Source organism: Aminobacter sp. P4_D5 (assembly GCF_056401815.1).
This window is the reverse complement of sequence record NZ_JBFUIP010000160.1, coordinates 1-13,374: the sequence shown is the minus strand read 5'-3', so window position 1 is coordinate 13,374 and position 13,374 is coordinate 1. Positions and strand designations below refer to the sequence as shown.

At 61.9% G+C, this 13,374-nt stretch carries 15 protein-coding genes and 1 pseudogene; 7 read left to right on the top strand and 9 right to left on the bottom strand.

The genetic code is table 11. From position 1 onward, the window contains the following. The 3 genes from carB to AC1DWF_RS25205 form a co-directional block, all read left to right on the top strand. A partial coding sequence (gene carB / locus AC1DWF_RS25215; RefSeq protein WP_476842176.1) for a carbamoyl-phosphate synthase large subunit occupies positions 1–2,203 on the top strand: 2,203 nt, incomplete at its 5' end. A gap of 384 nt (positions 2,204–2,587) precedes the next feature. After that, positions 2,588–2,962, top strand: a complete 375-nt coding sequence (locus AC1DWF_RS25210) for a hypothetical protein (protein ID WP_476783400.1) — start codon at positions 2,588–2,590, stop codon at positions 2,960–2,962. A 108-nt stretch (positions 2,963–3,070) separates the two neighbouring features. Next, positions 3,071–3,436 (top strand): hypothetical protein, encoded by a 366-nt coding sequence (locus tag AC1DWF_RS25205; protein WP_476783399.1) that lies wholly within the window; start codon positions 3,071–3,073, stop codon positions 3,434–3,436. Between the two features lie 164 nt (positions 3,437–3,600). Here AC1DWF_RS25205 and AC1DWF_RS25200 read toward each other — a convergent pair whose 3' ends face one another. Beyond that, a complete protein-coding gene (locus AC1DWF_RS25200; protein WP_476783405.1) occupies positions 3,601–4,356 on the bottom strand; it encodes a hypothetical protein in 756 nt (251 codons plus the stop codon). A gap of 204 nt (positions 4,357–4,560) precedes the next feature. Further along, positions 4,561–5,646: a linear amide C-N hydrolase gene (locus AC1DWF_RS25195; RefSeq protein WP_476842175.1), complete on the bottom strand. Its 1,086-nt coding sequence runs from the start codon at positions 5,644–5,646 to the stop codon at positions 4,561–4,563. A 173-nt stretch (positions 5,647–5,819) separates the two neighbouring features. On the opposite strand from AC1DWF_RS25195, the pseudogene AC1DWF_RS25190 reads away from it, so the two are divergent. After that, a pseudogene (locus tag AC1DWF_RS25190) lies at positions 5,820–6,135 on the top strand (hypothetical protein); the annotation flags it as partial. A 50-nt stretch (positions 6,136–6,185) separates the two neighbouring features. Here the strand turns inward: AC1DWF_RS25190 and AC1DWF_RS25185 are convergent. Then, on the bottom strand, positions 6,186–6,578 hold the full coding sequence (locus AC1DWF_RS25185) for a GNAT family N-acetyltransferase (protein ID WP_476804206.1): 393 nt from the start codon (positions 6,576–6,578) through the stop codon (positions 6,186–6,188). Positions 6,579–6,673: 95 nt separating this feature from the next. Further along, complete coding sequence (locus AC1DWF_RS25180) at positions 6,674–7,675, bottom strand: transglycosylase SLT domain-containing protein (RefSeq protein WP_476783397.1); 1,002 nt, start codon at positions 7,673–7,675, stop codon at positions 6,674–6,676. Positions 7,676–7,912: 237 nt separating this feature from the next. On the opposite strand from AC1DWF_RS25180, the gene AC1DWF_RS25175 reads away from it, so the two are divergent. Beyond that, positions 7,913–8,434: a methylated-DNA--[protein]-cysteine S-methyltransferase gene (locus tag AC1DWF_RS25175; protein WP_476842177.1), complete on the top strand. Its 522-nt coding sequence runs from the start codon at positions 7,913–7,915 to the stop codon at positions 8,432–8,434. Here AC1DWF_RS25175 and AC1DWF_RS25170 read toward each other — a convergent pair. Together AC1DWF_RS25170 and AC1DWF_RS25165 are read right to left on the bottom strand one after the other, a co-directional pair. After that, the gene (locus tag AC1DWF_RS25170) at positions 8,431–8,751 is read right to left on the bottom strand and encodes a hypothetical protein (protein ID WP_476842174.1); all 321 of its coding nucleotides are present in this window, start codon (positions 8,749–8,751) and stop codon (positions 8,431–8,433) included. The genes AC1DWF_RS25175 and AC1DWF_RS25170 overlap by 4 nt on opposite strands. 148 nt (positions 8,752–8,899) lie before the next feature. Beyond that, positions 8,900–9,202: a hypothetical protein gene (locus AC1DWF_RS25165; RefSeq protein ID WP_476783395.1), complete on the bottom strand. Its 303-nt coding sequence runs from the start codon at positions 9,200–9,202 to the stop codon at positions 8,900–8,902. A gap of 284 nt (positions 9,203–9,486) precedes the next feature. Here AC1DWF_RS25165 and AC1DWF_RS25160 point away from each other — a divergent pair, with 284 nt between their 5' ends. Then, complete coding sequence (locus tag AC1DWF_RS25160) at positions 9,487–9,696, top strand: cold-shock protein (RefSeq protein ID WP_476783394.1); 210 nt, start codon at positions 9,487–9,489, stop codon at positions 9,694–9,696. 298 nt (positions 9,697–9,994) lie between these two features. Here AC1DWF_RS25160 and AC1DWF_RS25155 read toward each other — a convergent pair whose 3' ends face one another. From AC1DWF_RS25155 to AC1DWF_RS25145, 3 genes are all read right to left on the bottom strand, one after another. Beyond that, positions 9,995–10,606: a glutathione S-transferase family protein gene (locus AC1DWF_RS25155; RefSeq protein WP_476783393.1), complete on the bottom strand. Its 612-nt coding sequence runs from the start codon at positions 10,604–10,606 to the stop codon at positions 9,995–9,997. A 116-nt stretch (positions 10,607–10,722) separates the two neighbouring features. Then, entirely contained in the window at positions 10,723–11,559 is an 837-nt protein-coding gene (locus tag AC1DWF_RS25150; protein WP_476783392.1) for an EAL domain-containing protein, read from the bottom strand. Beyond that, positions 11,552–12,463, bottom strand: a complete 912-nt coding sequence (locus AC1DWF_RS25145) for an EAL domain-containing protein (protein WP_476783391.1) — start codon at positions 12,461–12,463, stop codon at positions 11,552–11,554. The genes AC1DWF_RS25150 and AC1DWF_RS25145 overlap by 8 nt, the downstream gene beginning before the upstream one ends. Positions 12,464–12,718: 255 nt before the next feature. Here AC1DWF_RS25145 and AC1DWF_RS25140 point away from each other — a divergent pair. Continuing rightward, the coding region (locus AC1DWF_RS25140) for a pyridoxal phosphate-dependent aminotransferase (protein WP_476842173.1) at positions 12,719–13,374 on the top strand (656 nt) is incomplete at its 3' end.

Here is a 13,374-nt window from a genome sequence, read left to right as displayed (position 1 = left end):
GTCGGTCGGCGAAGTCATGGCGATCGGCCGCACCTTCCAGGAATCGCTACAAAAGGCGCTGCGCGGACTTGAAACCGGCCTCACCGGCCTCGACGAGATCGAAATCCCCGGCCTTGGCGAGAACGGCGACAATGGCGACGACCGCAACGCCGTGCACGCCGCCCTTGGCACGCCGACACCCGACCGCTTGCGCATGGTCGCCCAGGCGATCCGCATGGGGACCTCGCTCGAAGACGTGCACGCCATGTGCAAGATCGACCCGTGGTTCCTCGAACAGATCGCCGCCATCATCGCGATGGAAGCGCGTGTGCGTGAGCACGGCCTGCCACAGGATGCCGACAATCTGCGCATGCTGAAGTCGATGGGCTTCTCCGATGCCCGCCTCGCCTCGCTCACGAAGTCCGAGCCGGAAGCCGTTCAGAAGACGCGCCAGAAGCTCGGCGTGCATCCGGTCTWCAAGCGCATCGACACCTGCGCKGCCGARTTCGCCTCGCCCACTGCCTACATGTATTCGACCTATGAGGTGCCGTTTGCGGGCGCGCTTGCCGACGAGGCCCAGGTCTCTGACCGCAAGAAGGTCGTGATCCTCGGCGGCGGTCCCAACCGCATCGGCCAGGGCATCGARTTCGACTATTGCTGCGTCCATGCCGCCTATGCGCTGCGCGAGGCCGGCTACGAGTCGATCATGGTCAACTGCAACCCCGAGACCGTGTCGACCGACTATGACACATCCGACCGGCTCTATTTCGAGCCGCTGACGGCGGAAGACGTGCTTGAGATCCTGCGCGCCGAACAGGCCAAGGGCACGCTGCACGGCGTCATCGTCCAGTTCGGCGGCCAGACCCCGCTCAAACTCGCCGAGGCACTCGAAAAGGCCGGCATCCCGATCCTCGGCACTTCGCCCGACATGATCGACCTCGCCGAGGACCGCGACCGCTTCCAGAAGCTGCTCAAGAAGCTCGACCTGACCCAGCCCAAGAACGGCATCGCCTATTCGGTCGAGCAGGCCCGCACCGTTGCCGGCGAACTTGGCTTCCCGCTGGTCGTGCGCCCGTCCTATGTGCTGGGCGGCCGCGCCATGCAGATCATCCATTCGGAAGGCATGCTGCAAACCTACCTGCTCGACACCGTGCCGGGCCTGGTTCCCGAAGACATCAAGCAGAAATACCCCAACGACAAGACCGGCCAGATCAACACCTTGCTCGGCAAGAACCCGCTTTTGTTCGACACCTATCTCTCGGGCGCCATCGAGGTCGACGTCGACTGCCTGTGCGACGGCACCAACACCTTCGTCTCCGGCATCATGGAGCACATCGAGGAAGCCGGCATCCATTCGGGCGACAGTGCCTGCTCGCTGCCGGTGCATTCGCTCCCCACCGAACTCGTAGACGAACTCGAGCGCCAGACCTCGGCCATGGCGCGCGCGCTCAATGTCGGCGGCCTGATGAACGTGCAATACGCCATCAAGGACGGCACCATCTACGTGCTGGAAGTCAACCCGCGCGCCAGCCGCACCGTGCCCTTCGTTGCCAAGACCGTCGGCAAGCCGATCGCCAAGATCGCCGCGCGCATCATGGCGGGTGAAACGCTCGACGATGCCTTCGCCCATTACGGCGCCAAGCCGGACCCGCGCAATCCCGGCCACATCGCGGTCAAGGAAGCGGTGTTCCCGTTTGCCCGCTTCACCGGCGTCGATACGCTGCTTGGACCCGAAATGAAGTCGACCGGCGAGGTCATGGGCCTCGACCGCGACTTTGCGCTCGCCTTCGCCAAGGCCCAGCTGGGTGCTGGCGTCGACCTGCCGCGTTCGGGCACCTTGTTCGTCTCGGTCCGCGACGAAGACAAGGCCGGTATCCTGGGTGCTGTCCAGCGCCTGTCCGGCCTCGGCTTCAAGGTGCTTGCGACATCGGGAACAGCCCGCTTCCTGATCGAAAACGGCGTGCCGGCTGAAAAGATCAACAAGGTGCTCGAAGGCCGTCCGCATATCGAAGACGCCATCCGCAACCGCCAGATCCAGATCGTCTTCAACACGACAGATGGCCAAAAGGCAGTGTCGGACTCAAAGTCGATCCGCCGCGCCACGCTGATGCAGAAGGTGCCCTACTACACCACCCTGTCGGGTGCGGCAGCAGTTGCCGAAGCCATCGCAGCCCTCAAGGCCGGCTCGCTCGAAGTGCGTCCGCTGCAGGACTATTTCAAGTAAGCAAGACGTCGCCACAGCTCTCTTCTCCCCGTTTACGGGGAGGTGAGCTGCGGTCCGCGTAGCGGATGAAAAGCCAACTGCTTGGCTTTTCATGTATCGAACGCCTGCAGGCAGATGAGGGGCAGCGCCAGCCTCTCTCGCCACGCCTCCGACGTCTCCCCGCCCCTCCCGCATGTCATGCGACGCGGGTGAAAATAGCCTTGGGGCAACAAATACTGCCGAGCCTCCACCACGCCGATTGCAACCGCTACCATCTATACTAAAGCACCTGCTAAAATAGCATCGTCTTCCTTTAACGAAGCCATGTGATTTTCTTCTGCCCCACCTTTTCACCCGCATAGATTGCAGATAATTCTGTCACATCAATTGGGGGAGATTTGGGGAATGAAGCTGAAATCCACGCGGCCGGCATTTCTAACGATGCTGGCGGGAATGCTGATTGCGGCCTTGCCGGGCGCGGCAATAGCCAAGGACAAGGGCTCGCTGGCCGGCCAGGAAGGCAAGAAGCGCTATGCCGTGCAGTTTGCCTGGACAAAAGGCCCATGTCAGGACGCCTACAAGGGCTATGTCGCGGCTTCCGGCCACTCGGCCTACGCACAAACGCATCTGGGCGGTGTCGGGGCCTTCTACTGTGCCGACTCCCTCAACGCGCCATCCCAGGCGGCAGCCGAAAAGCAGGCGCTGGAGCGCTGTAATTCGGTCGGCAAGACATACAAGATGAAGACAACCGGCAAGTGCGCGGTCTACGCCTCGAAGTGAGGCAGCATCCCCTTTTCCCACAGGGGGAGAAGGGGTTGCCAATGAGCGCCCGCCCCTCCCCAACCCGCCCCCATCCCGCTACCCTGCCCCATCAGCAGGAATCGCCGCATGCCCATTACTTACGACCCGTTCGACGAGATCCGCCGCGAGGCATCGGGCATCAACTTCGTCCCACCGCAGATCGTGGCCGACAACGCCGCCAAGGGCCTTGCACTGAGGCAAAAATTCGGACGCGGCGGCACCGAGATCGGCGTCGGCCGCGCCGAGGAGCTTGTCGCCCGCTCCGAACTTTCGCCCCACACCATCAAGCGCATGGTCAGCTATTTCGCCCGCCACGAAGTCGACAAGCGCGGCAAGGACTACGGCAACGAGCAAAATCCGTCAGCCGGCTACGTCGCCTGGCTGTTATGGGGTGGCGACGAAGGGCGGGCATGGGCGCTGGAGATGAAGGGGCAGACGAAGCCAAACGGCTAGATTGCCCACCATCTGGTTTAGAGCGACGCGTTGACAACAGCACGCGCCGCGAAACGACCGCCGCCGATCGGACAAGCCAGCGCCGCAGGGTACCTTTCGGCGCGGCGCCGGCTCTCGTAAGCTTGGTGTCAGGGTGACCGACCGGAAATCGCCCCACGGACCGTTCAGAACTGCATTGACACTCCGAAAACCGGCCCATGCTGGGTGACTTCCCAATGGAAGTCATTGTTCTCGTAGTCCTGGTACAGCGCGCGGTAGCCCGCGCGGACGATGCTGTTGTGGCCGAAGATGGAGGTGCGGTACCCAAGATAGGCTTGGCCGTTCAGGCTCAGCTGCGAACCGACGCCAAAGCCGCCGACATCGCCTTCCGCCGCGAAGTTCCATCGGTCCGTCAGATCGTAATTGACCCTGGCGCCGACAAACGGGTCGGTCCAGCTTTCCCTGGCGGAAATGTGGTGCCCGGCACCTTTGAGTTCGGTGCTCAATCGGGTCCAGCGCGCGCCGATTGTCGGTTCAATGGCAAACGTCCGCTGCGTGCCGAACACGGTGTCGCCGCCAAGGGCCGCCTCATAGATGCGGTAGTAGGCACCGGCGCTGAGCACGGTCGAGGTCATGCCGACCCCGATGTCGATCGAGTGGATCGGCTTATCCGTCGAGACCTTGGCGTATTGGCCGTCGAAATAGGCGCCGAAAAGCCCGTTGGTGATCTCGGCCTTGCCCATGATCGCGATGTTGAGGTCTTTCAGCGTCTCGTCGAAAGGCACGTTGACGTGTGCGGGAAGGCCTAACACTGACGCGTCACCATTCAACGACGTCGCCCAGACATAGGGGCTTATGATGACCTTCCACTCGCGCTCGACCGGCGCTGCCGGCTGCAGATCGGCGGCGCCGGCCGGGCTGATGGCTGCGAGCAATGGCATCGTCACCAAGGTGGCGAGGATCCCCGGGATTGAGGGAGACTTGTTTGTTGAATGCAGTTTCATGATGCCCGTTTCGTTGTTCTGGCAAGCATTCCGGTGGCCGAAACCACGTGCCGCATGGCTTGCGCCACGCGTGGCGTGATTGATTTGACCGGGGATGGCGGAACCCCGGTCAGCCGCCAATGGCGGCCGACCGGTCTCGGGTCACGATTTTGGGAATGCCAAGGCTGGTGCGRCCAGTTCCGACTTGAGCGGAGTGGTGACCAGGGTCTTGGCGTCGAGATCGAAGCTCATGAGATCGATCCCGCGCAGCACCTGATCGTCATAGGTCTTGACGTAGTACTGCCGATTGGTGAGGTCGGCCACGGTCGACCACTGCGTGTATTCCAGCGGCGCCTCGGCGGTGCCATCCTGCTTCTGCCGGATCCAGCCGGCAGGGATATCGAAATTGTTCAGGATATGCTCGGCGAGGCGAACGCTCTCGATGCCGCTCGGCTTCTTTTCGGCCGCAAGCGTGAAGCCGAGTGCGCGCACGAAGCGCGACGGCGGCGTCGTGTCGCCGGGAACGCCGAGCATGCCCGAGCCTTGCCCAAGCGGAGAGAACGTCTGCCCGCCGATCTCCAGCGCCGGGGCGTTGACAGGCGACAGTTTCACGTAGTTGCRCAGATTGGCCAGATGCCAGTCAAACGGCGGCGAATTGGTCATGATGCCGAGCGGATTGTCGTAGATTTTGAGAACGCCATCGACAGGCTCAATCACCACGGATGCGCCGGAGGCATCGTGCAGCGTGTAGTGAACAGGCGGCGCAATACCCATCGCAGGTTGTACGACGCCGACGATCGAAATGCCTTCGAGCGCGGCCTTGACCTCGGCGACCGTGGCGAAATTGGTGAGCGCCCAGGTCAAGACGTCCCATGGCGCAAGGGATTTCGCCGGGTCGGCTTTGGCTGGGTCGGCATAGCCGGCATAGTCGGGGAAGTAGAGGATGCCGCCGGCGAGCCCCTTCTCGTTCATGCCGTCGACCAACGCGGTTACGCCCAGAGCGTTCAGCCCGACCGCTGCGTACTTGCCCGTCCAGCTCATGCCCGGCTTGCCGTCTGCACCGGTCGCGGCCAGCTCGAAATGGCGCGGGATCACCATCGCCGAAGACTCGAGTTTGAAGGCGAATTCCATGGTGCGGCCGTAGACGGCACCGCCGTCCGATGTAGCGATCCGAATGCTTGTACAGGCTAGCGCTGATTGAGTCGTCAGCAGGGCTCCCGCGACGGTCGCCGCCATCAGGCCGCGCATGGCAGCGCGCCAAGATTTCTTCCGGCTAATTGGCAGGAACGCCGCGTCAGATGTTGCGTTTACCATACGATTTAGAAAATTCGGCATGCTTCTGCTTTCGTCAATGCAAAGTAACGAGATATTTCGCCCGTGACGTCTTGTGCTACATATCCCGAAGACTTGCCAGACCAGTTATGCCAGCCCGCCGGAATTATTGGGCTGGATCAGGCGGCCACGCTGCCAAGGGCCTTGCACTGGCAAAAATTCGGACGCGGCGGCACCGAGATCGGCGTCGGCCGCGCCGAGGGGCTTGTCGCCCGCACAGAGCTTTCACTCCACGCCATCAAGCGCATGGTCTGCTACTTCGCCCGCCACGAAGTCGACAAGCTCGGCAAGAATTACGGCAACGAGCAGAACCTCTCCGCCGGCTACGTCGCCTGGCTGTTGTGGGGCGGCGGCGAAGGAAGGGCGTGGGCGCTGGAACTCAAGCAGCGGATCGGCAATGCGCCAACACGGAGCAAGGTGAGGCGAAAGGCTCGACCTCGCGCCCCGCGTAAAAACTACCCCGCCCAGTCCACCTCGACCATGCCGAGCCGGCGGTACAGCCGGACAGCATCGGCATTGCCGACCAGATTGGTCTTGAGGTCGACATGCGGCGCCTCGCGCGCGTCAAAAGTGGCAAAGACGTGCCACATCAGCGCCTCGCCGATGCCTAGCCCGCGAAAATCGGGGTGAACGGCAAGGTCTTTCACGAAGCCGCCCGACCAGCACAGCGCGGCACCGGCCAGCCGGCCCTCGCCGTCGAGGACGAGGAAACACAACTCGGGGTCGAACTCGGCATCGCCGGAAATCCGCGGCCACCAGACCTCAAACGGCCCGTCCTTGCCGTCGTCGAAGACCAGCCCCAATAGCGTGTGAAGCGCCAGCGCATCGGGCGCCTCGAACGTCCGCACTTCAAAACCGGCCGGCCAAAATGCGGCTTTCAGTTCGCCGGGCAAAACCCGGCGTAAGCGAACATCATGTTCCTCGGGCTCGGAAGCCAAATGCGTCAGCCGCGATGGCGGACGCGGTCGCGGCCGAGCCCGGTCTCGTCGAGCAGGCCCTTGCGCTTGGCGTGGTAATAATAGCCGCTCTGATAGAGTTTGTCGGCCTGGTCCTCATTGCCGTCGGCCACCATCCAGGCGCCGCGCAGATATTTGACCGCGAATTTGAGATTGGTCTCGGCGTCGAGCAGCCCGTTGGCGGGGCCCTCATAACCCATGCCGCGCGCGGTGGCGTGCTTGATCTGCATCAGGCCCCAATGGCCCCTGTTATAGGCGAGCGGATTGAAAGTGCTTTCGCGGTTGACCACGCGCCGCACAAAACTCTCCGGAACCTCGTAGATGGCGGCATATTTCGCAATCAGTGCGTCGATCTTGCCGCGCGAGGCAAGGGCCGGACTGTCGGGCACGGCATAAGACGACGGCGTGAAGCTTTCAGGCGCGACATCGCCGAGCGAGGCGACCTGGAAGCTTGCCGGCACCGGTGCCGTGGCCGGCAGCGCGTAGTCGGCGATGGTCGGGGCCGGCGGAAACTTGCCGAACAGTTTGGGCGCATTGGCAGCGATGATGATCTCGCCGCCGGCCATGGGCGCGCTCATCGGGTCGACCGGGACCTTGGCGATGGTAGCAGGCGCAGGGCCAGCGCCCTGTGCGGCAGCTGCCACTACAGGCGCCTTGGCTGCATCGGCAACTGCCGCAGGCGTTGCGGGTGCTTCGGCCGCTGCGACAACGGGGGCTACCGCAGGCGCTTCGGCGGTCAGCGCATCGGTCGCTTGGGCGGCGGCAACTGTCGCAAGTGCTGAACCTGCAAGCGGCGTATCGGTGCTGGCATATGACGTCGGCACCACTGCCACGGTGTCGGGCAGCGATAGGTCGATTTCGGAGGCCAAGGCCACGTCTGCGCCGGTCGAAAGGTCGGTGCTGAGCGCCGCCGTATTGGTCTGGCAGCCAGACAGCAGAGCCGTCGCCAGTGCCGCTGAAATCAGCAGGTGGGTCTTTATCGCCGGCAAATGCACACTCTATTAATGATTTCGTCCCGCCAACTTCTTACAACACAGCATGAGTCCGGGCAATCCACAGGCGGTTGTGGTTTTCGGGTGGCATGCGGTCGCAGATCGTGCGAAAATTGTTCCCGATTTGTACTGACTAGACCCCAATTTGTACTGACTGGGAAAGGAATGGCCGTGGACACCGCAATCAGCTTCCCCCTCCCCGGACACGCCGTCTTCGAAACCGCGCTCGGCTTCATGGCGCTGGCCTGGAGCGATGCCGGACTGACGCGGCTTTGCCTGCCCGAAAAGACCTATGCCGCGGCCGAACGTCGCCTGCTGCGCCTCGCCGGCGCCAGCGATGCCGYCACTGGCGATCGTACGCCGCCGTCATGGACCACCACACTGATCGCCGACATCAGAAGATATGCCGAAGGCACGGATGTCGATTTCTCCGACGTGCCGGTCGATCTCACCGGCGTCGACGATTTCCGCAGGGATATCTATGCCGCGGCCAGAAACCTCCACCATGGCGAAACAACGACCTATGGCGGACTAGCGGAAAAGGCCGGCCGCAAGGGCCTGTTTCGCGAAACCGGCGCGGCGCTTGGCGCCAACCCGATACCGCTTGTCATCCCGTGCCACCGCATCCTGGCGGCGGGCGGCAAGATCGGCGGCTTTTCGGCCACCGGCGGCTCGAACATGAAGGAAAAGATGCTGGTTCTCGAAGGCGTGCGTGTCGGCCCGCCTCCAGCCACCCAGGTATCGTTCGGATTTTAGTGTCGACGCCTGAAGAGGAAGAAATCGTCGCGGTCGATCTGCTTGCATTTATAGACCGGGCAGGATTGCGTATCGGCCGTCGGCACCCAGGCCCGCTCGGCATACTGGCCGGTGGGGCAGAAGCTGTCATCCCTTACATAGCGGTCGTAGCGCTGCACGCCCGAAGTCGGCGAGCGCCACTGCAGGATGGCAGCGCCCTGACTTACGATCGTGCCGCGCGTCTGGGCGCAACTCATGCTGGTCGACGTGTAGCGCGAGGCCGCCTGTGCCTCGGCCGCAAGCATAKTCAGGCAAACGGCTAGCAGAATGGTTTTCATGATGACCTCCCAAGGCTTCCGGAAGCGGCGCTATCGCCACGCAATATAACATTTTTCGCCCGCTATGGTTGCGCACCGATTAGGCGTCGCCCAGCCATGTCCTGACAAACGGATGGAAAGCGCAAAAACATCCCGCGACTGCGATCCGTTACCTGTCACGGAAGCGCTGGATTGGCTTGCAGTTGTAGACCCGGCAGGATGGGGTGTCGGCGGCGGGTACCGAGGTGAGCTTCGTTTCGAACGATACCTGGCAAAACGAGTCGTCACGCACGAAGCGATCGTAGCGCTGGACACCCGATGTCGGCGACACCCAGCGCAGGAGGGCCGCGCCCTCACTGCGAATGGTTTGCTGCACCTTGGCGCAGCTCATGCTGGTGGAATTGTAGCGTGAGACCGCCTGCGTTTCGGCGGCAAATAGCGTCAGGCACGCGGCAAGCAAGATGGTTTTCATGGTAACCTCCCAACATGTCAGGCAGGCGCCAGCGCCACGCGAAACAATACTCTTCGCCCGCAATGATTGCATGCAAATTGGAGCCAGCTTCAGGCCGCCAGTATTTACAGGGGCTTGCATTCGGCGCCGAATACCCTTATATCCGTGTCGTTGATATTTCGGCCGACAGATCCGTGCCCCGCGACACTCTCGCGTTTGCAGACGTCTATCTCCAAAATTTCGATACAACAGATCAGGCATTTTAGCTTGATCGAGACCAACTGCAAACGACAAGGATTATCGCAATGGCAACTGGCACCGTTAAGTGGTTTAACGCAACCAAGGGCTTCGGCTTCATTCAGCCCGACGCAGGTGGTGCGGACGTGTTCGTCCACATCTCCGCTGTCGAGCGTTCGGGCATGGGCTCGCTGGCCGATGGCCAGAAGGTTAGCTTCGACATCGAGCAGGACCGTCGTACGGGCCGCTCGTCTGCCGGAGCTTTGAAGGCAGTCTGATTTAAGGCGCGCGGGAGCGAAAGCTCCAATTGCGTTGCAAGTCACGGATGTACTGGCGGCCGCGCGACAAGCGCGCCGGAACCAAGACCTGAAGGACGATGCGGCAGATTGCCGTGAGCCTCGGGCCGAAGGGACCAGGATCAGCTGCTGACAGCGGAAGGCGGGGTTACACCCCGCCTTTTTCTTTTGCGGACAGGCTCAAGATCGCGGAGACCCGCCTTGATGTCTGGACGCAACAAAGACAAGGCCCGAAGATCGATCCGATCTTCAGGCCTTTTTTTGTGTGGCAATAGCGGCGTCAGGGCAGCCAGCTGACCGGCACATGCCCCTTGTCTGCCTCGACACGCACCAGCCAGGCCTTCACCGCCGGAAACACATCCAGGTCGTAGCCGCCGACTGTCGCGTCATGGGTGTAGGCATAAAGTGCGATATCCGCGACGCTCATCGCGTCACCGGCCAGGAATGGCGTCTTTTGAAGCTGTGCTTCCATCACGCCCAGCGCCTTGTTGCCGCTTTCCAGAAGCGAGGCCAGACGCTCTGGCGTCGCCAATGCGGCACGCTCGGGATAGGTCATCAGCGAGCGACGCACGGCGATATGGGGCTCATGGCTATATTGTTCGAAAAACAGCCATTGATAGACAAGCGCCCTTTCGTATGCGTCAGGCGGCAAAAGCCGCGTCCCCTCGGCCAGATGCAGCAGKATCGCATTCGATTCAGCGAGAAAGCGACCGTCCTCGAGTTCGAGCAGCGGCACCTTGCCATTGGCATTCCTGGCAAGGTACGCAGCCGATCGCGTCGTGCCGTCGCGCGAACTGGTCTCGACATGGGTGAACGGCAGGCCAAGCTTGGCCATCAGCAGGCGCGGCTTGTAACAATTGCCGCTGTCGGTCATTCCGTAGATCGTGATCATCGCACTCGCCCTTTTTTCATGGCGATTATCGTTGTGCAGGCATGTCGATCCAGCGAATTATTCTTTGGCGAAACATCAGATTTGGTGATGTTTCGCCAAGTCTTATCCAACAAGCCTTATCCAAACAGCGGAACGACCACACATTCGCCGCGACGATATTGCGACGTCTCCCGCGGCCCCTCGGCAAAGACGCAGCCAACCAGCATCGCCGGTTCAAGCAGATCGCCCTTGAACAGGTCGACACCGGCACCGAGCGCGATTTCGAGACGGCCGTCGCTGTCGATGCCTTCGACAAGGACGTCGGCCCCTTGTGCCTTCAGTTCTGAAACGACAGGGCGCAACAGGCGCCCGGTCGCGGCATCCGCGCAAAAACGCTCGAACGAAGCCCGATCGAGCCGAACGATCTCGGGCATCACGCGCTTCACGGCATTGCCGTCGGGCTGATGGGCGCCATGATGGCCAAGGGCCACGCGCATGCCGAGCGCACGAAGCGCGCAGGCAAGGTTTTCGTCGCCGTCGATCTCGCAGATCAGCTGTGAAGCCTCAAAATCTTCGTCGGCGAGGCGCTTGGCCATGAAGCGCAGATCCTCCAGTGATGCCCCACCACCGTTGATGTCATGCTTGAACAGCAGAGCGACACCCTCAAGGCCGATATTGTGAACATTGGCCAGCGGCAGCACTTCGCAGACACGCCCGACGATCGCGCGGTCCTCAACAGCCACCTCGGCAAGGAATTCCGCCATCGCCACGGGCTGGCCCTTGCGATACGGCACGACCTGCCCATCCACTGCAACCGGCGTCAGGCGGCCCTGTTCATGCCTGAAGATCGGCTGAATGGTGCAGCGCAGGCGGAAATCGCCATGCACGCCAAACTCCAGGCCAACCTCATCGGCGACAATCTTTGCGGCCAGATCCGCAGGCAACGCACCAAACCCGAAAAACTCGTCACTCATGCAATGTCCTCTTGCCGAAGCTTCGGCTTAATCTCGGCGCGCGACCTGGCACCGTTTCGGCATTTCCGATCACCGCCGGACCCGCCATGTGCTGTCCGGCGGCTTGAGGGGCCACCGGTTCGAAAAGGGAAAAGTTGGCAGGCACGATTTCCGGCAACGCCAGAACGAAGCCTTGCACCATCGATGCGCCGGACCGCTCGGCAAGCTGCAGCTGCCAGCTCTCCTCCAGCCCCTCGAAGACCGTGCGAATGCCCTTCTCCTCGAACTTCGTCACCATTTCCTTGAGCAGGGCGAAGCCGGCGCCTGATTCCATCAGCCGGCCGATCCAGTGCGCATCGAACTTGACGATGTCGGGCTTGATGTCCCTGATCCGCTTGATGTCGGATTCGTCCGAGCCGAAATCGTCGACCGCGATGCGGAAGCCGTTCGACTTGAGCACCTTGACGAAATCGAACAGCGCCTCTTCGGAGGCGGGTTTCTTTTCCGTGATCTCGCAGACGATGCGGCGCGGATCGATGCCGGTTTCGTTCAGCACCTTGCGCATGTCGCGCAACGCGTGCTCGGAAATCGAACGGTTGAGGAACACCGAGGGATCGAAATTGATGAAGATCGACGCTTCCTTGGGCAGGAACGCCGCCGCGTTGAGCAAATGCAGCGTCCGTGTCAGCGTCTCGACCTGCAGCCGCTCGGCACTATCCACCATGCCAAAGAAAATGCCCGGCGGCACGGCGTCCTCGCCACGAAATGGCCTGATCAAGCCTTCGTAGGCACCGACAAGCAACCTGCCCGACTGAAAGGTGAAAATCGGCTGAAACGCGCTGCGCAGGGCGTGAACGCCCCAAACGCCGGACACAGATCCGTCGTCGTGCCGGATGATATGGGCGAGCCCGATGCTCTTCGACACGGTCCGTCCTATTCCGGAATGCTGGCGAAATTGCTCCGCCAAAATCTCATCGAAGATTTGATCGCCGGTTAACGGAATGTCTCAAACTTAATTGAACGGCAGCCAATCGGCTGTTTATGCACAGCTTCCGCACGATGCTGGCCCAGCATATCGGCAGCGCCAAAGGCGTCAATCCGCTTGCGATTCCCCGCGTCATGCGACAATAGAAGCCCGCGGTCGCGCGACCGCGTATTTGCGAACCGGAGACCTGAAGTCATGGCCTTTCTTGCCGATGCCCTTTCCCGCGTTAAGCCTTCCGCGACCATCGCGGTCACGCAGAAAGCGCGCGAGCTGAAAAATGCCGGCCGCGACATCATCGGCCTTGGCGCCGGCGAACCCGACTTCGACACGCCCGACAACATCAAGAACGCGGCGATCGAGGCGATCCGCCGTGGCGAAACCAAGTACCCGCCGGTTTCTGGCATCGTGCCCTTGCGCGAGGCCATTGCCAGGAAGTTCAAGCGCGAGAACAATCTCGACTACAAGCCGGAGCAGACAATCGTCGGCACCGGCGGCAAGCAGATCCTGTTCAACGCCTTCATGGCGACGCTGAACCCCGGCGACGAAGTCGTCATCCCCCGCCCCTACTGGGTCAGCTATCCCGAAATGGTGGCGATCTGCGGCGGCACGCCGACTTTTGCCGAGACCAGCATCGACAACGGCTTCAAGCTGACGGCGCCCGCACTCGAAAAGGCAATCACGCCGAAGACGAAGTGGCTGGTGATGAACTCGCCGTCGAACCCGTCGGGCGCGGCCTATAGCGAGGCCGAGCTGCGCGCCATCGCCGACGTGTTGCTGCGCCACCCGCATGTCTGGGTGCTGACCGACGACATGTACGAGCACCTGACCTATGGTGATTTCGTCTTCAAGAC